The sequence below is a fragment of the Nostoc sp. genome, assembly GCF_036917815.1.
Classification (GTDB): Bacteria; Cyanobacteriota; Cyanobacteriia; order Cyanobacteriales; family Nostocaceae; genus Nostoc.
Genome location: NZ_JBALEK010000086.1, coordinates 1 through 19,695, shown reverse-complemented (window position 1 = coordinate 19,695; position 19,695 = coordinate 1). Strand labels below are relative to the sequence as shown.

The 19,695-nt window shown below is 37.6% G+C and carries 14 protein-coding genes; 5 read left to right on the top strand and 9 right to left on the bottom strand.

Annotation, left to right across the window (positions count from 1 at the left end):
* Nucleotides 1-39 precede the first annotated feature (39 nt).
* Together V7K97_RS25525 and V7K97_RS25520 are read left to right on the top strand one after the other, a co-directional pair.
* Nucleotides 40-2,259, top strand: a complete 2,220-nt coding sequence (locus tag V7K97_RS25525) for an O-linked N-acetylglucosamine transferase, SPINDLY family protein (protein ID WP_334803779.1) — start codon at nucleotides 40-42, stop codon at nucleotides 2,257-2,259.
* Nucleotides 2,260-3,045: 786 nt separating this feature from the next.
* Nucleotides 3,046-3,702, top strand: coding sequence for a TIGR02466 family protein (locus tag V7K97_RS25520; RefSeq protein ID WP_334803778.1), 657 nt, complete (start codon nucleotides 3,046-3,048; stop codon nucleotides 3,700-3,702).
* A gap of 422 nt (nucleotides 3,703-4,124) precedes the next feature.
* On the opposite strand, the gene V7K97_RS25515 is transcribed toward V7K97_RS25520, so the two are convergent.
* Nucleotides 4,125-4,943: an RNA-guided endonuclease InsQ/TnpB family protein gene (locus V7K97_RS25515; protein ID WP_442938925.1), complete on the bottom strand. Its 819-nt coding sequence runs from the start codon at nucleotides 4,941-4,943 to the stop codon at nucleotides 4,125-4,127.
* A 233-nt stretch (nucleotides 4,944-5,176) separates the two neighbouring features.
* Between V7K97_RS25515 and tnpA the strand changes: the two genes are divergently transcribed.
* Nucleotides 5,177-5,665, top strand: coding sequence for an IS200/IS605 family transposase (tnpA, locus tag V7K97_RS25510; RefSeq protein WP_334803777.1), 489 nt, complete (start codon nucleotides 5,177-5,179; stop codon nucleotides 5,663-5,665).
* Nucleotides 5,666-5,934: 269 nt separating this feature from the next.
* Entirely contained in the window at nucleotides 5,935-6,813 is an 879-nt protein-coding gene (locus V7K97_RS25505; protein WP_334803776.1) for a M48 family metallopeptidase, read from the top strand.
* A gap of 170 nt (nucleotides 6,814-6,983) precedes the next feature.
* Here the strand turns inward: V7K97_RS25505 and V7K97_RS25500 are convergent, their stop codons facing one another.
* From V7K97_RS25500 to V7K97_RS25465, 8 genes are all read right to left on the bottom strand, one after another.
* Entirely contained in the window at nucleotides 6,984-11,195 is a 4,212-nt protein-coding gene (locus V7K97_RS25500) for a glycosyltransferase (protein WP_334803775.1), read from the bottom strand.
* Nucleotides 11,182-12,306, bottom strand: coding sequence for a DegT/DnrJ/EryC1/StrS family aminotransferase (locus tag V7K97_RS25495; RefSeq protein ID WP_334803774.1), 1,125 nt, complete (start codon nucleotides 12,304-12,306; stop codon nucleotides 11,182-11,184). Before V7K97_RS25495 ends, V7K97_RS25500 begins: the two co-directional genes overlap by 14 nt.
* Entirely contained in the window at nucleotides 12,287-12,718 is a 432-nt protein-coding gene (locus V7K97_RS25490; protein ID WP_334803773.1) for a sugar 3,4-ketoisomerase, read from the bottom strand. The genes V7K97_RS25495 and V7K97_RS25490 overlap by 20 nt, the downstream gene beginning before the upstream one ends.
* Nucleotides 12,719-12,729: 11 nt before the next feature.
* On the bottom strand, nucleotides 12,730-13,467 hold the full coding sequence (locus V7K97_RS25485) for a class I SAM-dependent methyltransferase (RefSeq protein WP_334803772.1): 738 nt from the start codon (nucleotides 13,465-13,467) through the stop codon (nucleotides 12,730-12,732).
* A 3-nt stretch (nucleotides 13,468-13,470) separates the two neighbouring features.
* A complete protein-coding gene (locus V7K97_RS25480) occupies nucleotides 13,471-14,889 on the bottom strand; it encodes a hypothetical protein (protein ID WP_334803771.1) in 1,419 nt (472 codons plus the stop codon).
* A complete protein-coding gene (locus V7K97_RS25475) occupies nucleotides 14,886-15,629 on the bottom strand; it encodes a methyltransferase domain-containing protein (RefSeq protein ID WP_334803770.1) in 744 nt (247 codons plus the stop codon). The genes V7K97_RS25480 and V7K97_RS25475 overlap by 4 nt, the downstream gene beginning before the upstream one ends.
* Before the next feature lie 19 nt (nucleotides 15,630-15,648).
* Nucleotides 15,649-16,629: a hypothetical protein gene (locus tag V7K97_RS25470; RefSeq protein ID WP_334803769.1), complete on the bottom strand. Its 981-nt coding sequence runs from the start codon at nucleotides 16,627-16,629 to the stop codon at nucleotides 15,649-15,651.
* A 138-nt stretch (nucleotides 16,630-16,767) separates the two neighbouring features.
* Nucleotides 16,768-17,157: a tetratricopeptide repeat protein gene (locus V7K97_RS25465; protein ID WP_334803768.1), complete on the bottom strand. Its 390-nt coding sequence runs from the start codon at nucleotides 17,155-17,157 to the stop codon at nucleotides 16,768-16,770.
* Nucleotides 17,158-18,595: 1,438 nt separating this feature from the next.
* Here V7K97_RS25465 and V7K97_RS25460 point away from each other — a divergent pair.
* Complete coding sequence (locus V7K97_RS25460) at nucleotides 18,596-18,814, top strand: DUF4327 family protein (protein WP_334803767.1); 219 nt, start codon at nucleotides 18,596-18,598, stop codon at nucleotides 18,812-18,814.
* Nucleotides 18,815-19,695 lie beyond the last annotated feature (881 nt).

The window sequence follows — 19,695 nt, the reverse complement described above, 5'->3', positions numbered from 1 at the left end:
ACAATTATATTCCTCATACAAGTTTCTCAGAGAATTACAATGATTACTGATATATGTAATTGGCAAAATCAAGCTGAACAATACTTAATTCAAGAAAAATATTCGCAAGCAGCACAGTTATATGAACAAGCAATAGCAATAGAACCAAATGCTATTTCTTATTATTGGCATTTAGGGTTACTATTGCTATTACAAGGGCAAGAAGCAGAAGCTCAAATGACTTGGATGCTGCCAATGACAGAGGCAGATGAAGAACAGTTACAAATTTGGACAAATGAACTGTTTCAAATTTTGCAAATAGAAGCTGAAAAGCGTGAAATACTGGCGGAATATTCTCTAGCTTGGTTAATTCGCCAGCATCTAAGGGAAATTAATCCTAGTCATATCAATAATTTGCTTCAAATTATTATACTTTCTATCAAGTTGCAAAAATTTGAACAACTTGATAATTTGAATGAGTGGCGATTAATTGAAACTTTAAACGCGAAAGAAAATATAGAAATTAATACCGAACTATTATTCCAACTTATCAAAGAATTTTTAAATACTGTTCCCTTACATCCAATTAATCTAAATTTAGTAGAAGCTAGTCTTCCTTATTTCTCTGATCCTCATCAATGCTTCTCGATAGTGCTTCCTGCTGCTATCAAAATCGGTCATACTTTGCGGCAGCCTTTACTAGCAGCATCTTTGTTAGAATTGCATCTACGATTGGAGCCAAATAATGTAGAAATTTTGCGGCACTTAGCGATTTTTTATCAAGATGCTCGTCATTATTCTCAAGGAATAGAGACAGCTAGATTATGTTATTCGCTATCAGAAGGCTTGGCTGATAAAATTTTTGCACTCCATTTGATGTTAAGGGGTCTCATGTCAGCAGGGGGATATTGGCAAGAGATATGTACAACTTGTGAAGAATTGGAAACTGTATATAAAGAGTTTATTAAAGCTGAACGCATTCCTTTAGAAGAAGGAAGAATATTACGGTTACTTACGCCATCTTTTGCGATACCTCACATTAAAGATGCTCCTGCTGATTTCCGAGCTATTCATAATAAGGTCGCTGAGATTTTTACTAATTATATTCAATCTTTTGCCCAATCAGAAGGAAAAAATTATTTTCACAAAACTATCAATAATCTAGATTTATCTTCTCCTACTAAGAAATTAAAAATTGGTTATATATCTTACGCTTTCAGGAATCATTCTGTTGGTTGGCTAGCTCGCTGGTTATTTCAACATCACGATCGAGAAAAGTTTGATATTCATACTTATTTTGTGAACTATCAATTAGTAGATGATTTTCTACAGGATTGGTATGCACAAAATGCAGGTAATGCTCATAAATTAGGTATGAATGGTCTAGAAATTGCTGACCAAATATATCAAGATGAAATTGATATTTTAGTTGATCTTGATAGCATCACTCTAGATATTACTAGTCAAGTGATGGCGCTTAAGCCAGCCCCAATTCAAGTTACTTGGCTGGGGTGGGATGCATCAGGCATACCTGCAATTGATTACTTTATCGCAGATCCTTATGTACTGCCAGATGATGCCCAAAATTACTATACAGAAAAAATCTGGCGATTACCGCAAACTTACATAGCAGTAGATGGTTTTGAAGTGGGTGTCCCAACTCTCCGCCGTGATGACTTGGATATTCCTATGGATGCGGTTGTATATCTCAGCGCCCAAAGAGGATATAAACGCCATCCAGAAACGACAAAGTGGCAAATGCAAATTATTAAACAAGTACCTAACAGCTACTTTTTGATTAAAGGACTTGCTGAAGAGGAAACAATTAAACGCTTCTTTTACCAAATTGCCGAAGAAGAAGGTGTAGATTGTTCTCGATTACGATTTTTACCAATAGTCTATTCAGAGTCAATTCATCGTGCTAATTTAGGCATTGCTGATATTGTCTTAGATACATTTCCCTACAACGGAGCGACAACAACACTAGAAACATTGTGGATGGGTATCCCTTTAGTGACGCGAGTTGGTGAACAGTTTGCAGCGCGTAACAGCTACACCATGATGATGAATGCGGGTATCACAGAAGGCATTGCCTGGACAGATGAAGAGTATATAGAATGGGGTGTGCGTTTAGGGAAAGATGAGACTTTACGCCAGCAGGTGGCTTTGAAATTGAAAGCATCACGGCAAACAGCCCCGTTGTGGAATGGCAAACAGTTTACCCGTGAGATGGAGAAGGCTTACGAGCAGATGTGGCAGAGGTATATTGAGGCAAAATAAGCTCTTAGTGAGGACTAGCCCTTTCAAGGTTGGTAAAATTTTGGTCAAAAAACTCCTCTTTAATCTCTTAACTATGTGTTTTCTGCGTCTAATAAGGTTAAATAAATTACTTTTAAACCGCAGAGGCACAGAGAAGCCAGTGCGTTGGGCGGGTTCCCCGACTTGAAGCAACTGGCGCAGCGCAGAGAGAAAAACAGAGATTTTACGAGTCACCTTGAAAGGGCTGGTCCTGTTAGTGAGGTGTACAGACAAGTCGAATTACCCCCCTTAATCCCCCCGATATATTGGGGGGAAACAGGAAATCTAATTCCCTCCCCTTTATAAGGCTACGGTGTATACACAAGTCTTCTAACATTACTCCACAGGCTTATGATCCCCCCAACCCCCCGATAAATTGGGGGGCAAAAACCTCTCAAAGTCCCCCTTTTTAAGGGGGATTTAGGGGGATCTCCAACGATTTTGATTTTGAACAAAGATGTGTGTACACCGTAGCCAATATATCGGGGAGGGTTAGGGTGGGGTAAAACCTTGGTTAATCAGCTATCTCAGACTTGTGTGTACACCGTAGCCCAAAGATGGGAGAGGGCTGGGGGTGAGGGAAAAGATTTAAGCAAAATTGGGATGCTCCCATTTTACATTGCCCAACATAGTTTGATTTATTCTTACCTACTTACTTAATTTTGGTTGCGTTTAGATGCGTTTGCCCTGGAGGTATGTGGGGGTAGATATGATTGCGTTTGTTTTTGGGAAGTATGTAGTTATTGTTTGATTTGAGGAAGATTATTTATGTTTACCGATGAATTAACGATGCGTTGGGTTACTCCAATCGCAACTCGGACATTGAATGATTCAGAAGATTTCAATTTGAGTCTGGAAAAGGAAATTTTGGATCTTAAACAGATTGATTCGGGTGTTAACTTAAGCAATTTCATGGGTTGGCATTCGACAGTTAACTTATTTAGCAAACCAAGTCAAGCATTGGATGGGTTAAAGGAATTGTTAGTTCAGTTTGTTTCAGATTATATTTCAGAACTCAACCAAGAGAATTGTCAGGTCTTAGTTGAACTGGTTGCTTGGGCAAATGTTTTAGAAAAAGGTGGCTATCATCTGCCCCATACCCACTCAGGGCATCTTTCTGGTGTTTACTATGTTAACACTGGCGAACCAGATTCCCACAATCCGAATAGTGGCTTAATTGTTTTCTCCGATCCCAGGTCTAACGTCAATGGAATTAATAGTTTCTATCTGGATTTTGGTTCCAGCTTTAAATATGAACCAAAGGCAGGAATGATTCTACTATTTCCTGCCTACCTACTTCATTGGGTGCATCCCTTTACGGGGGCGGGGAGGCGAATTGCTATTTCCTTTAACGTCAAATTAATAGACCCCCCTTGCCGAGAAATTTCTGTTACCCCTGTAGAGGCTGGCATTATTCAGAACTAGTGGGGTCAAGAATACCCTATTAGCCCCTGGCGGACGTTCCCTTGAGTGACGCTTGGGTGAGGAGGACTACTAACTAGTTTTTGCAGCTTGCTTCTGGTCGTCCCCCAACACCGGGAAGTAAGCTAAAACACATCTAATTTGTATATTCAAAATTAAAGACATTTTCAGATGGGGATTTAGAGGTTGTTTGAAAAGTCCTCTTCTTGGTAGTAAAACGTTCTAGATCCCCCTAAGTATAAGCAATAGTACTTAAAATAGTGCTGAAATCGGGGTCGGAAACACAATTTTTGGGCAGGCAATGCTTAATCTTTATACGCATGATTCATTCTTGCCGCATCAGTTCAGTACAAGAGTTAACTTAAAAGGAATGAACTTTGGTGACATACTCCCCGCGCCGCCACTTCGTGGACGGCGGGGGCTTCTCAGTGACTCCCGGCAACCCGTCGGACATTTCCTGAGCTTTGAAGGACGGGATGCCCCACCGCCCTATGTTTTATATTTCGCGCGGCATTATGATCACGGCAGTAACTAGCGCCACATAAACAGTTGTGCCATCTATCGGACAATGTTTTTGGAACTGTCACGCCACAATCAGAACATTCTTGACTTGTGCCTCGTGGATTAACCCCTACTACCAAACACCCAGCACTTGCAGCCTTGATATTCAGAATTTGTAGAAATTGACCCCATCCAGCATCGGTTATTGACTTGGCTAGCATAGATTTTGCTAGCCCCTTGATATTTAGGTTTTCATGGGCAATTACCTCGGCTTTTGCTAATAACCATATTGCAGTTTTATAGTGAAAATCTTTGCGCTGATTGGCAACTTTTAAATGAGTTTTAGCAACACGTTTAATCGCTTTCTTACGACGATTTGACCCTTTTTTCTTCCGAGATAAATGACGTTGCAGCCGCTTCAGTTTCTTCTCGCTTTTACGGTAGTGTTGGGGGATTTCTATTTCTTGGTTGTCACTCGTTACCAAAAATGATTTTAAGCCCATATCAATGCCCATAGTGTTGTCAGACGTGGGGATGACATCAGGTTCAATATTCGGTACAGTTACATCTTCCAGGCTAAGACTGATGTAATAGCCGTCAGCTTTACGGGTAATCGTCGCAGTTTTGATTTTAAAGCCGTCAGGAATGGGACGGTGCAAAATCATTTTCAGTTTGCCAATTTTGGGCAACTGAATAAACTTACCCGTAAGGTGTTCTGGTTTGATGGGGTAGGGAAACGCCAATGGCCAATGAATGATAACGCCCTTTACCTTTGAACCTGGGACGACCAGAACGAAAACCCTTGCTATCTAAAGGTGGTAATAACAAAATCAAAAACCTGCGCCTAGCTTGTTTTAGGTGCAACAACTTTCGAGGTAATTCCGCGCCCCAAGAAACACTAGAAATCATCACCCAACGGTCAAATATCTCCTTTCCCACTTATTGGAAAACACCCAAATACCAATTGGGGCAGCAAATGAAGGAGGGGCAATCTGATTTAAAAGCGCACTTGGTCTTGACTACCAAGTATCGCCGGAAAGTTATCACACCTGCTATGCTGACTCGATTGGGTGAATTAGTTAATCACATATCCCAGAAATGGGGTTGTGAAGTTGTCGAATTTAACGGCGAAAGTGACCATGTTCACTTGTTGTTCCGGTACTACCCACAAATGCAGTTATCAAAGTTTGTCAATGCCTTAAAATCCTACACAAGTCAGCAAATTCGCAAAGAATTTTTGATGGAAATTAGGCGTGTCTACTGGGGTAAACCTGTGTTTTGGAATAGTGCTTACTTCATCGCATCGTGCGGCGGGGTGACTGTCGAGGTTCTAAAACAATACGTCCAAAACCAAGACTCCGCGAGTTGCGCCCAAGGCAAAATGGCGCCCCGCCATTCTTCCCAGCGCCGCCATTCGCGAGAGGTTAAGGTCAGATACCGTTTGTCAATAAGCAATAGTACTTAAAATATTGCCAAAATCGGGGTTAGAAACAGAATATTTGATCGGGCGATGCCTAGGTTGGGCTACGCCTACGCGTCATCTTGATACGCATCATTTATTCTTAACCAATAATTTCGGTACATGAGTTAAATTAATACCTTGACTATTTCCAAATTTTAGGCATAATTTCTAATTGACAAAAGTAAGATTGTCTTAACCTCTCACCGATGCAGCGCCGCCCTTCGGGACGGCGTGGGGCTGCTGTCGGAAATAGCTCAAATTACTTAACTTAGATGCTAACTGCGATGAAAAACGACCACAAAAAATTCTGCTTCACTCGTTGGTTCAACCGTTCTCAATGGATATTCCCTATAATTTCGATGATTGTAGCTTTTGGGATATGGGCTACATCTTCTGCTTGGCCTGCTAATGCTTCATTTTTTGACCTGTTCTCTGGTGGCATCCAAGTTATTCAACTGTCCAATCTTTCTGATCGACAAGAAATTGACTTGGGTCGCCAGATGAATCAGCAGATTCTACAAACTCAGTTCCATGCCATTAATGATTCGGTGATAACTCAATATGTGAACAGAGTCGGACAGCACCTAGTTTCTTACAGTCAGCGTCCAAATATTCCTTACCATTTCCAAGTGGTCAAGGACAAACAAATTAATGCTTTTGCGACTACAGGTGGCTATGTTTATGTTACCACTGCTTTACTAGCCGCAGCTGACAATGAAGCTCAACTTGCTAGCGTCCTTGGTCATGAAATGGGACATATTGCGGCGCGGCATGTGATCAAACAGATGAAGCAGCAAGCCATCGAATCAGGAATTGTTAGTGCTGTGGGGCTGAACAAAAACACTGCCGTTAATTTGGGAGTTCAATTAGCATTGAACTTACCTGGAAGCCGCCAGCATGAGTTTGAGGCAGACCATAAGGGACTGTTCACTTTTACAAAAGCCGGTTACGATGCCAGTGCAATGCCAGCTTTTATGCAGAAACTCGTTAACTCTAGCTCAGTGCCAGCATTTTTAAGTACTCATCCTGCCACTCCAGACCGAATTCGCACTCTTAACCAATTGATTACTGAGAACCACTTAAGTAATGGTTCTCTTGGGCTAGGCAATACCAACTATAAAGCGGCAATTCGTTCCAGGTTAAACAGTTAGACTATGCCAAACTTGGTCTACCTGGTCTGAAGGGGTGACTGGATGACCTGCTACCACAGCCAAAAACGCAAATTTTTTGTACTCTTCGATAACTCGCCCTGCATACTCCAACGACCAACCATGATCTCTTGCAAGTCGTCTACTAAACGATAACTGGGCATCTGCTTGGTCTAACGAAAATGCTTTAATTCTTTCATCAAGTCTACTTCCTGATCTTTCATTGCTATTGAGCTATCTACATCGCAGGATGGAAGATTTTCTGCTTTCGCTTGTGCGATCGCAGATTGATTATCTGTTGCTAAAGTAATTCGAGTCTGAATTCTAGGCAAAAGAGTTTTCCATTGGGTATCACTCATCTTACCTAGCAGAGAAATTTCTGGACCCTCAGTTATATCTACATCATCTTCCATGAGCAAATTCATGGTCAAAGACGATAAAAGCATATCGGCTTCTTCTTCAGGGATATTTTGAGTATCTATCAGGAGAGTTAAGCGACTTTTATCTGGGTGAGTAGTGAGAGTAGAAATGACACTTGCTAAATCTTGATATAGTAGGTCTTCTGGCTGTGACCAGTCTGGGAAAATAACTAGGTTAATATCTCCTAAGCGGAAATTTTGACTCAGAGTATCTGCAAGATATTTACTAAATAGTTCTTGGAAGAGGCTACCTATCTTCGTTGAGTAAGAGCGACTATCTAGAAAACTAGGATTACCTTGCATTTTTTCTTTGATTTGGGCGCTCTTTTGTTGGCGTAATTCAGGATTATTGCCAAGTGCGATCGCTAAATGTATATAAGAATCTTCACTATCTGCAACTAAGTCAGGTACATCTAATGCTTGCACCATTGCAGCCCCCATTGCAGAGCGAAAACTAGTTCCCCGTCTAGCAATTACTGGTAAATTAACCTGTAGTGGTTCTATCAAAGAAGTTGTTCCAGCAAATGGAAAAGAATCTAGATAAACATCGGCAATTTTGAAGTATTCTTTAACTTCTTTGCGGTTTGGCACTGGCTGAGGATCTAAGACTATCAGCTGCTCTGCTGGTATTCCATACTTTGAAAATACTTTATTTAAGTGATTAACAAAAGCTTTTTTAGGATAACTATTTGACCAATTCGGGCCAAATGGCAGAAGCACTAAAACCGAACTGGGAACTTCAGAAATGATTTTTGCCCACGTATTAATTAGTTCAGGAATGATTTTAAAGAAGTTAGCACCAGAGATAAAAATAACTGTTTCTTCCGATATACCCAAACTTTCTCGATCAACTTTGACAGTTACATTTTCTTCTTCGTTACCATAACTAAAGCAATGAGCAGTTCCTTGCAATTTCACCAACTTTTCTTGATATTGCTGTTCTGCCGTTGCAGATGGATCGGTTAGCGTACCAGAAATGTAATAATCTATATGCCGCATTCCTGTTGTTACCACAGAACCGCCACTTGTGACTTGTATTCTAGCTAACCTATGCATTGATAAAAAGCAGATTTGATTGGTTACTGCCGTCACATTGGTAGCAATGAATAATATATCAAGATCATCAGCACGAATAATATTTACCTGTTCTGTTAAATCTTGTGGTAGTAGTCTAAAGGAGTTTGCACAGCTTTGGCAATATTGCTCTAGTTGATGACCAGTTTGATTAAGAGAGTACAAAATTACTTCAAAATCTCTACTGATATACTCATAAATAGGAAGATAAGCAAATGTTTCAGAACCAGGTAAAAAATGTGCTGCTAGGACACCCAAGCGAATTTTTTTTCTGCTTATAGGTCTATCAGCAAAGTCGTAATCAACCTCATAACCCTTGAGCTTCAGTAAAAACTCTATAATTTCTCCACGCTTAACATAGATATCTTTAAGATTATGCTCATTAAAATATAGGGGAATAAAATTAGCAATTGACGCAAAGTTATTAGCTATTTCATCCCACAAGCGAGAGTCAGAATTTTGTAATATAGATGTATGTAAGTAATCAATCCACCCCCGCATATAGTAATAGTAATGATCTGCATCACCCAGTTCTTGAAAGTCAACTGGGGAAGAAAATAGGAATTGTAAATAGTCATTAATCAACCAAGTTGGTATGCGAGAGAGGTCATGGTGTAATGGTAACTGGTCAGCACGGCGATACAGCATAGCTGCTAGTAAATGCTGAATTGCTTTTGGCTGATCAAAACCTTGAGATAGCCTTAAAAGTATATCATTAGCAAAAATCTGTTCTTCATCAGTCAGACTTTCATATTTGATGCTACTATTCACTAACATCTTATGTGTTGTACCCAGCAGACCTAGATACATGTCTGTTATCTGCTCATCTGAAACATTCAGGCATTCTTCTGCTATTTGTTTTCGCAAATTATGCAGTTCTGCATTTTGTTCACTCAAAACTGCATATCTATAAAGAGCTTGTTGTCTCGTTGCTTCAGGATATCGTGTATCACTGTAAATTGTCTGAAACAGTTTTTTATAATCTAATAAGATAGCATCCTTTAAAGCAGTATTTCGACGAGTTTGTTGTTCTGAATGTATCCTAAAATGAGATAAAACTTGATCCACAAAACCAACTTTGAATTGACTCATAATTCTGAGCCACATTTCCAAATCTACAAGTTGACAAAACTCAGGATTAAATAATCCTACTTTTTCAAAAACGTCTTTTCTAATGAGTACTGTGCTTGGCTCTCCAATTTTATTAATTGGAGACCCAAGTATATTGGGATCTAGTAAAAGTTGCTGTCCTGATTGAATTGGCTTTAATGTTGACCAAGCTTTGTGTACATCTTTAGCTTCGTGATGCATTAAAAAGTTTGAATCATAAACGGTATGACCAGTATTAGTGAAGAGTGTTCGTGGCGAAAAAACCAAACCTATCTCTTCATCTTGTTCAGCTAAATTAACCATTTCTTCAATAGCAGTTGGCTCTAGTAAATCATCTTGAAACAAAAACTTTATATACTTGCCTTTAGCTTGAGAAATACAGAAATTCCAATTTTGAGCTAGTCCATATTGACTATGTTCGAGAATCAAGAAATCAAAGGACGTTTTTTGTTTTAATGATTTACTAATCTCAACTGTCCTGTCAGTAGAATTATCATCAGATAAGATTATTTCTATATTAGGATAGGTCTGCCAGAAAGCACTGGCAATTGTTTCGGCAATAAATTTTTCACCATTATAAGTAGGAATACAAATAGTAACTGGAGGTTGAGAGTGTTTAATCAATGATATTTTATAAGTTACAGCATCAGATAATTTAAGCCCCTCTTCTTGACTCTCTTTATCTTCTTTGCTTTCATCTATTTTTGCTTCGAGGAAACTTTGCCTAAATAAAGATTTTAAGTGAGCTATTTCTACATCCTTAGTTGAGATTTGATATCTTAATTGGTGTAATAATACAAAATTAGTAACATCTAAATCCTTAGTTAATTTATATAATTTAGGTAAGCCAAAATTATATTTTTGCTTGGCGATCTCTAGTATATCCTCGTTTTGCAGTAATTCAAACAATTTTTCTGCTCCGATACACTGGATGAAATGTATATTATGTAGTAGATAGAGAAAAGCTTTTTCTAGTTCGTATTCAATTTCACTGCTAAAGTCTGGTTTTTTGAGTTGACTTGAAAATGCCTCCTTGAAGATTTCAATAGGAACATCATTAAATATATTTTTATATATTTGACAAAGCTCAAAATTTGAACGAGCTTGATTAGAGGCACTACTGAGGTTAGCATTAGCTGATCGAATTCTATACTTAATGAGTTTCTCATTTAAAATAAACAATTCATGTTTTTTAAGTAGCTTGAGCCACATCTCAAAATCTTGTAACTGAATAGATGCTAAGTTAAATAGTCCAGCATCTAAAATTAATTCTCTACATATAAAACCAGTTACAGCATTAATATAATTACCATTAAAAAAGAAATGTCTTAGTATTTCAGATCTTATTTTATTAGGATGATTAAAGAAGTTTTCTGCAAAATGACTATCAGTGATTATCTGGCTGTTTTCATCGATAAAGTCTACCCATGAAAAAACAGCTTTCTTTTGAGATGTAACTAAATAGTTATATTGTGTTTCGAGTCTATGAGTATAACAAATATCATCTCCAGACATAAAAGCGACATACTTTCCTCTAGAATCTAATATAGCTCGATTGATTGCACTACTTATCCCTTGATTCTCTTGATAAATATAAGTTATACGCTCATCTCTAAATTTTTTTATGATTTCATCAGTCTTATCGTTAGAACCATCATTTACAATAATTAGCTCAAAATTTTTATATGTTTGATTGAGAACGCTTTCTACAGCTTCACCTATATATTTTTCATGGTTATAGGTAGCCATAGTTACGCTAATTAAAGGATTAGATAATGTCATATTTGAATACCTTTAGTAAAATTTCAACAACTCTTTGCATTTCTGTCTTATGCAGATGAGGACTAATCGGTAGACTCAGTATTTGGCTAGATATCATTTGAGTAATTGGATAACTATTTAGTTGCCCATTTCTTTCTAACTCTTCTGCATAAGCATCTGATAAATGAGGCGCAATAGGATAGTGAATTAAAGTCCTAATTTCAGCAGAATCTAAATAGCGTTTTAATTTATCTCTTTGAGGATAACTGACTACAAAAAGATGCCATACTGATTCAGCCAATTCTGGTACGTAGGGTAATTTTAAATCTGTAACTTGTTGTAATGCTTTTAGATAGTATTTAGCTATTTGTTTGCGTCGTTCATTCCATTCATCCAGCTTATTGAGCTTAACTCTTAAGAAGGCAGCTTGTAACTCATCTAACCGAGAATTGAATCCTTTCACCTCGTTGTAATATTTGGTTCGAGAGCCATAGTTATGCAGTAAACGAATTTTATCAGCTAATTGGCCATTATTAGTAGTTACTGCTCCTCCATCACCAAAAGCCCCTAAATTTTTACCAGGATAAAAACTAAACCCTGCTGCATCTCCTAAACTACCAACTCGACGATTTTTATAACGTGCGCCATGTGCTTGAGCTGCATCTTCAATAACCTTAAGATTATGTCTATTAGCAATTTCATTGATAAAATCCATATCTGCTGGCTGACCATAAAGATGAACTGCTATGATTGCCTTTGTTTTGGGAGTAATAGCTGCTTCTATTTTCTTGTGGTCAATATTGTAAGTATTTATATCTGGTTCAACTGCTACTGGTGTTGCTCCTGCATAAGAAACTGCTAACCAAGTGGCAATATAAGTATTAGCTGGAACAATTACCTCATCACCTGCACCTATTTCCATAGCTCGTAAAATTAAATGCAAGCTTTCTAATCCATTACCTACCCCAACGCAATATTTAGTTTCACAGTAAACTGCAAACTCTTCTTCAAAAGCTTCTACTTCCTGACCAAGAATATACCAGCCAGACTCCATGACGCGCTGATAAGCTGCATCAAGTTCTTCTTTGAGTTCCAGATAAGGAGCTTTTAAATCAAGAAATGGAACTTTCATTATCTTTGTTCCTCACTGCTTGGATGAATTCTTCATAATGACGGTAGTAATCAGACTCATCATAAAGTTCTGAAGCTAAAGCCATACATACCGCTCCAGAAGAAAAGTTATCAATTTCCCTCCAAGTTAGAGGAGATATATAAAGTCCATAATAAGAGCGATTTAAATGATAGTTTGTTTTTTGTAATCCGTCATAAATGGTAACATCAAAACTACCAGACATTGCTATCAGAAACTGATGACATTTATTCAGCGCATGACCCGCACGATTTGAACCACCTGGTACATCATATAAATAGAAAACTCGTTTGATGTCAAATGGGATATGTTTATCACTTTCAACAAAAGTTAAGTTTCCGCGAGAGTCCTGAATTTTGGGAAGCTCAATAAGCTTACATCTGGATATATTCATGATGTTGATAATTATTTATTTTGAATTTGGGCTACTACGCCAATATTGGCTAATAAATCTTTGGGAATACAATTTGATACTTCATTTAATGCCCTCAATAAATCTTGAGAATATTCAATCATCATAGAATTTGGTAGAACTTTCAGAAAAAAACCTGTCGAATCTACCACATGATAATCGGTAGCTTTTATATCTGCTTCAAGCGTTTCCAGAGAATATACTCTCTGATGTCCCACCAATAAGTCTCTTTGGCTTAAAGTATCTAATGCGGGTTGTAAACCCATGATTACAGCCAATTTCCTATGAATAGAATTTTTATTGGGTACAATAGCTATTATCACACCATCATTGTTGATCCATTGTTTCATTTGCTTTAATAAAACTCTAGGTTGATCAATATGTTCTAAAACGTGGAGTGCTAAAATTGCGTCGAATTTTCTGACTGGTACGTAGTCTTCAAATAAGCAATTAACATAATCAACTTTTTGACCAAATTTTTCTTTTGCTTTATCTATTAGAACAGAAGACCCCTCAACTAAGGTCACGTTATAATTATCATGTACTAAAGCATTCGTAAAAATACCTTCACCATACCCTAATTCGAGAATTTTTGTTTTCCCTTGAAGGTGTTTTTTAACCCATTCAATAGTATATATCTGACCCAAATCTTCTATGTGTTTGTCTGGAATGTTTTCATTCGTATGGTAATCTAAGGCAATTTTATTTAGTTCTTCTTTTGATATTCCCATTTTTTAATTCTCCATTTGTTTAGTAATCTGTAAGCCCTGGATTATTTGATCATTTAAAGATGACGACATAAAACCAGAGCCATTTCCGATAAGTTTAATATCTGGAAATTTTCTTAATACCATAGATTTCTCCGTATTGAAGCACTCATAACTATTTTGGCTGGGAATCATTAACGAATTTTTCCAGTGCTTGCAATAAAAATACTGAATATCAGTCTTTGATTCTATAATATGTAATTTAATTAATTCAGATTCTATTCTAGTTTTGATTTGTGCTTCATTTATAACTCCTATTGATGTTGCAAAATCAGTATTAAATTCTATTACTATTTTAGTGATAAGCGAACTGCTTCCTGAACATATATTTTGATTAGTTACTCTATAAGAAATAAATTCTTCATCCAAAATAAATAAAGTACTAAATTCCCTATTTATCATATTACTTAAAATTGCTACAAAACAAATGCTTATAGATGCTTTGTCATAATTTAAGGGCTGCTGATTTTCTTGAATAAGTTTGATAAGTGGAAATAGGTCTAATCCCCACACAAGATTATTAGTCTCAACAAAATGATCATTAGTTAATTGCAATTGATAACCACCATTAAAAATGAGAGATTTTATAGTTGTGTTTTCAATATTAATTCTAGTATTATCCTGAGCTTTCATTAATAAAGCATTAACAAAAGTACCCGTATATCCCTGGTATGGATAATAAAATTCTGTATATTTTAAAACTTGTGGCGCTATTTCAAACTGAGATAAAATAGTCTCAGGATAATAAAGTGGTAGCCATACGCCTCTATGGTAAATTCCTAAAAAATCCGCAGTATTTTTATATATGAGTTTTTTACAAAAAGATTCAATAAAAAGATTGTGAAAAGTTTTGCCCTGATTTGCGAGCGATATTGCGTTAAAGTTATTAGTAAGAAATAAATTATTTTTAAGCTTATTCTTAGCATGAAGTGAAGTGTTAGGATTTATTATTATTTCTAACAGTTCTTCTTGAATAGCTTCTTTAATTCCAACACCAAGCTTTTTAAAAATACTTAGGTCATTAGAAATTATCAAATCACCAAATATTTCCCCTTGAAAAAACATTTTAGGTTGAGGAACTACTTTTGTTATTATTAAATCACTTACATAATTTTTTATTAAAGAAGTAAATTTTCCAGAATCATTTCGTAAATTTGGATTATAAGTCAAAACTTCATCAGATTGATATTGATGAAACGAATCGAACTCAAAAAACGTCATGCCACAATCAAAATGATCATTGTGAAATGTTAAACCACCAAAATGTCCACCCCAACTAGATAACGGATTTATTATCTTTACTTTCCAATCTTGATCCGCTAAGGCAATTGCAGCTACTAGACTAGAAACATTATTTCCTACGATTGTAGCTTGTCTTTCCATCATTTATTTGCCTTGATATTAACAAAAATTTCAGAACCCATTTCTGGCATATATTTAACCATCAGATACAATCCATTCAAAATTTCTTTTGTAAGAATATTCTGAGTATACATTTTTTGCATTTGCTCATGAGTAAAAGGCTTAACAAAGTAAGATCCAGATTCAATTATAGAGAAGCCATGACTAATTACAAAAGATTTTAAGTTTTCCAAATCAAAAGTTTTAAATTGTTGCATTGTATTTTGGGTAGCAGATTTTTCAAAAATATTACTTATTAAACCCATTTCGTAAGCTAATACGCGGTGAAAAGATTTTGCATTTGGAACATTAATATGGATTACAGTATTAGCAGAACTTATTTTATTAACAGACTTTAATAACTCTTCTGGATTTTCAACTTCATGTAAAAGACTACTCATGACAATATAATCAAAATTTTCTTTGGAAAGAGAAGCAATGTTCTCTTCTAATTTGCCTAAATGTACTGTGATATTACTTTTACTGTTAGCCATCCCACAAGCATTTTCATAGAATTCCAATATCGGTTCAACAATGTGTATACTTTCAAAGCTGCTTATGTAGTTAAATAAAGGATCTAAACCGCAACCAATTTCGCATATTTTTTGAGCCTTGTATTTCACCAAATATTCCAGTATTTTCTTTCTTCTATAAGAGATTTGAATCTCTTCAAAAGGAAGACTAAGATAATCTTCGTAGTATTTTTTTAAATCTCGAATTTCCATATCTTTTTATAAGTTTATTTTATTTATTCTCTGTAATTATTATTTTAGAATCTTTTGAGAAAGATAACTTAAGAGACTCTTGACATCCTAGATTTTTTTTGAATTTCATCAAGCCAATATTGGGTTCCCCTAAAATTGTTGATGTACCAAGATCAACGATTTGAAAAGCTTTTTTCTGAGCATATTCATATATATAATTAGCTAGAAGTGTTATTGGGCTATAATTTTGCATGTTGTCTATATCACCCCAAGCATAAACATAAAGTATTAAAGGATTAATTACCACACATATACTGCTACATACAATTATATCTTTATTAAATACACCAAAGAGTTTCATTTTTTCGGGAAACGTAGAAACCATTTGCAAAATTTGTTCATACTTCATTGAAAATATAAATCCTCGCCTTATCCTATTTTCTAAGATAACAGAATAAGCTTGATCATAAACTGAATAATCAAGTTCTTTGGCTGTAAAACCCTCTCTTAAACATTTATTTAACCTTTTTCTATTGCCATGATTAATTTTTGCCGAAAAGCATATATTATCCACGGCTAAATTATAATTAAGCTCATGATTTTCGACTGCATAGCCCAGCCTTATCATAATATTATAGGTGAGAGAAAATAAAGATGGATTATGACACATAGGTTGCATTATAACTTCTATTCTCTTAGCACCTATACACCATAAATAATCATCGACAGTTATAATGAACTGCTCATAAATATTGAAGTCGATATTTTCTTTAATTACAAATCCTCCAAATGTTCCTTTTGCTGGACTTTTGAATAGGTCAGAGGCAATTTCTGTAAAATGCATTGTACCCAATACTATCTCAGTATTTTTTTTACATAATTGAAAATAGAAAGCTCGTTCAGCTTGATGGATATAAAAAAAATCAGAAGTATTAAAAATATGATTTGCTTCGCTGTCGATAAAGTAATTTACCTTAATTTCATATTTCTCATCAATAGGTAAAATAAAGCGTCTGTTCATTATTTTTTATGATTAAAAAATATAAATAACTTACTGTAGCGGTTTTTGGTGCATACTCAACCCTCTAAGGCTGTGTTAAACTGTCTTCTTAGTTACTAGTACAGCACGGCGATAAATGCTTTAGAAGAAGGAAAGCTCTTACTCCCCCATTCTCTTCTTCACATCCGCCAATACAACCTTGTAATCTTGCCGCTCCGGGTGCAACTTCACCAGCTTCTCCAAAAGTTCCATCGCACCCTTAGCATCCTTCAATTGCAACCGCAGCACAGACAGTTTCTCTAAAGCAAGTTGGTTTTCTGGTTCCCGTTGTAAAACTAGCTCGTAGCCCCGCGCCTTTTGCTGTAATCCTGACTCAGCAGAAGCAGACGCAATTGCCGGGTTAGGTTGATTAGCCTTCTGGATTGCTGGAATAACTGCAAATACCGTAGAACCAAAAAACGAGAACATCGACACGATAATGACAATCTTTTGTCGTCGCTCAATCTGCTTTTTGCGGGAAATTAGGTATTCTTCGTCTGAACCAGCCATACCTCACATACTTGCTGGGGTAAATACTTAGGTATCAGCAAGCCTCCTCCTCTGAGGATACCCATCTGCTCAACTGAAACTAACATCTTTGCTAAAAATTTTTTACACAAACTTCAAATGCTGACTCTGAAGACGAGGCGACTTTATGCTAAACCCATACTGCACCGACATTTTGCCATGCGTAGTTTACCAACCTAGGCATCGCTCCCATGCTTCAAAGCAAAACCCTCTGCTGCAACTAAACAGGGCAACCCTTTAGGTCTTAGTTCTTTGAGCAAAATAACGCCGTGTGCAACTTTCTCTCAAACCTAACCCCCAACCTGACTTTTCACGTTATGTGGAAAAGTCCACCAAAAACCTAACCCCCTAACCCCCTTCCCTAGGAGGGAAGGGGGAAAATTCAAAGTCTCTCTCCTTAAAGGAAGAGAGAAATAGAAGTGAGGTTTTCCAGATGCCGTGAAAAGTCAGACCCCCAACCCCTTCCCTACAAGGGAAGGGGAGTAAGAATGAAAGCCTCTCTCCCTGTGGGGGAGAGGAATGGAAGTGCGGTTTCAAGAATTAAGTTGCACATTGCGTAAAATATTAAAATTATATAAAGATTTGCAATTAATCCACCTAATGCCAGATGTTTGCGATACTCTAAACAGCGTTTAAATAAACAAAGACAGTAGATATTTCTACTCAAGTGCAAATTTCCCTGTCATTCAAAAACTTTCAAACTAACCCGTGTCTTACCGGTTCTTCCACAAGCACAGACATTTTTTGTGATTCCAACAAATAGAATTTTCCCAGTCGTCCTCAGTCAGACTACTTTGTGCAACTTCCCAGACGACTAATTTATTCTGCCCAACATTCACAATAGATATCTTCCAAAAGGTACTGTTGCACTCTTGTGTAGAAAGTATAAACGTTAAGAAGATAAAGAAGACGGGAAAGGTTAAACTCATATCTTGCACCTAGCCCTGGCGATTAGAAATCGCGGCTATACAAACTCTCGTCCGCCTACGCGGACTAATCCAAAATCAAGGTTTTCAACCCGCGCAGGCGGGTTTTGCCTGTGTAGCCAAGCCAGTGCGTTGGGCGGCTCCGCCGACTTGTTCGCGTAGCGTCTCCCCCTGGGAGAAGCACCAGTCGCCTGGTGCAAGATATCAGTTAAAGGGAAAAGGGGAAACAGAAGCATCCCTTAAACCATTGGCCTTAACATTTGCCTCACTTCTGCAAAAAGTTTAAGGACTGCTTGGTAGAATTAAGGTTTTGTGGTGGTAATTACCGTACAAAACCCAATTTACAAGTAACCTAGTAGAGTTTATTATGGTATAGTTAAAAAGTTAAGACTAGCTTTACCAAATTACACCACTCTACGGGCCGGCAACAATTGCAGAATGGTAAGCAGTTTTAATTAAGCATTTACCAACAAAATCAGAATTCAATCGAGGTTATGACTCAAAAAGTGATTCACCCAATGGTGAAATTGCAGCGCAACGTGCAATCACTCATAGAATCGAACATTATCAAGCCAAGCGATAGCATCTGGAAAATCGCTTTGCTCTACGGTAGTGACTGGCAGCACTGGAAACAGGAACTGCTCGACTTTGGCTTTAGTATGCAAGACCCAGTTAGCGAATTGCTAGCTGTAGAAACTTGGGATGAAGAGTAGGGAATAGGATTTTTGAAAATTCACTACTACCACATCATTTCGGATAAATAGTTATAGCGGTTTGCATCTGAGTGCAATAGACTTATCCGTAAAAGAAAAAGACCCCTCTCCAAACCTCTCCCCGAAGCGGAGAGAGGCTTTAAAAACCCCCTTCCCTACCAGGGAAGGGGGGAAGGGGGGTTAGGTTTGCGTATAATTGTGTGGGATCTAAATCTTTTCTGGAGATGTCTAATACAGACCTAACCCCCAACCCCTTCCTTACTAGCGTTGGGGAGTAGGACTCAAAGCCTCTCCCCTCGTAGGCTATGGTGTACACACAAATCTTATAACCTAGCCCCACAACGTTTTGATCCCCCCTAACCCCCCTTAAAAAAGGGGGGAAAAGAATCAAAGTCTCCCAATTTATCGGGGAGCCACTGCGGTCTTGGGGAGCCAGTCCGGTCTTCTCCCAGGGGGAGACGCTAAAAGCGTTAGCGCCGGCGGCAAGCGAGTCCGCGTTCGCTTTTAGCGTCTCGTAGAGAGCGTCTGGGGTTTCCCCCTCCGGGTTCGGCAGTCCCTCTTTGTTGGGGCAACAAGACCGGGCTGCCTCACCAAGTGGAGGATCTGGCGTGTCTCCCCAAGTAGAGCAAGTGGCGTGGATTTAGGGGGATCAAGCCACATTTTGCACTTAGCACAAAGATGTGTGTACACCGTAGCCTCGTAAGAGAGAGATAAACTAAATGTCTAAATTCTTATCCAAAATTTCTCAAAGTTCATCAGTTTGATCAAGTTTAGTTTGTACCCATGCTTCAATCACTTCTCTCAACGAAGAGGCAGGGGGCAGGGGGCAGGGAGCGGGGGGAAATGACCCCTGTCCCCTGCCTAGTTTGCGGAGCGGAACA

What these genes read in the sequence shown, in the direction of transcription:
- V7K97_RS25465 (WP_334803768.1), bottom strand. Translation starts at nt 17,157, where the DNA reads ATGGCTGGTTCAGACGAAGAATACCTAATTTCCCGCAAAAAGCAGATT.
- V7K97_RS25500 (WP_334803775.1), bottom strand. Translation starts at nt 11,195, where the DNA reads ATGACATTATCTAATCCTTTAATTAGCGTAACTATGGCTACCTATAAC.
- V7K97_RS25480 (WP_334803771.1), bottom strand. Translation starts at nt 14,889, where the DNA reads ATGATGGAAAGACAAGCTACAATCGTAGGAAATAATGTTTCTAGTCTA.
- V7K97_RS25460 (WP_334803767.1), top strand. Translation starts at nt 18,596, where the DNA reads ATGACTCAAAAAGTGATTCACCCAATGGTGAAATTGCAGCGCAACGTG.
- V7K97_RS25505 (WP_334803776.1), top strand. Translation starts at nt 5,935, where the DNA reads ATGCTAACTGCGATGAAAAACGACCACAAAAAATTCTGCTTCACTCGT.
- V7K97_RS25470 (WP_334803769.1), bottom strand. Translation starts at nt 16,629, where the DNA reads ATGAACAGACGCTTTATTTTACCTATTGATGAGAAATATGAAATTAAG.
- V7K97_RS25475 (WP_334803770.1), bottom strand. Translation starts at nt 15,629, where the DNA reads ATGGAAATTCGAGATTTAAAAAAATACTACGAAGATTATCTTAGTCTT.
- V7K97_RS25525 (WP_334803779.1), top strand. Translation starts at nt 40, where the DNA reads ATGATTACTGATATATGTAATTGGCAAAATCAAGCTGAACAATACTTA.
- V7K97_RS25490 (WP_334803773.1), bottom strand. Translation starts at nt 12,718, where the DNA reads ATGAATATATCCAGATGTAAGCTTATTGAGCTTCCCAAAATTCAGGAC.
- V7K97_RS25520 (WP_334803778.1), top strand. Translation starts at nt 3,046, where the DNA reads ATGTTTACCGATGAATTAACGATGCGTTGGGTTACTCCAATCGCAACT.
- tnpA (WP_334803777.1), top strand. Translation starts at nt 5,177, where the DNA reads ATGAAGGAGGGGCAATCTGATTTAAAAGCGCACTTGGTCTTGACTACC.
- V7K97_RS25485 (WP_334803772.1), bottom strand. Translation starts at nt 13,467, where the DNA reads ATGGGAATATCAAAAGAAGAACTAAATAAAATTGCCTTAGATTACCAT.
- V7K97_RS25495 (WP_334803774.1), bottom strand. Translation starts at nt 12,306, where the DNA reads ATGAAAGTTCCATTTCTTGATTTAAAAGCTCCTTATCTGGAACTCAAA.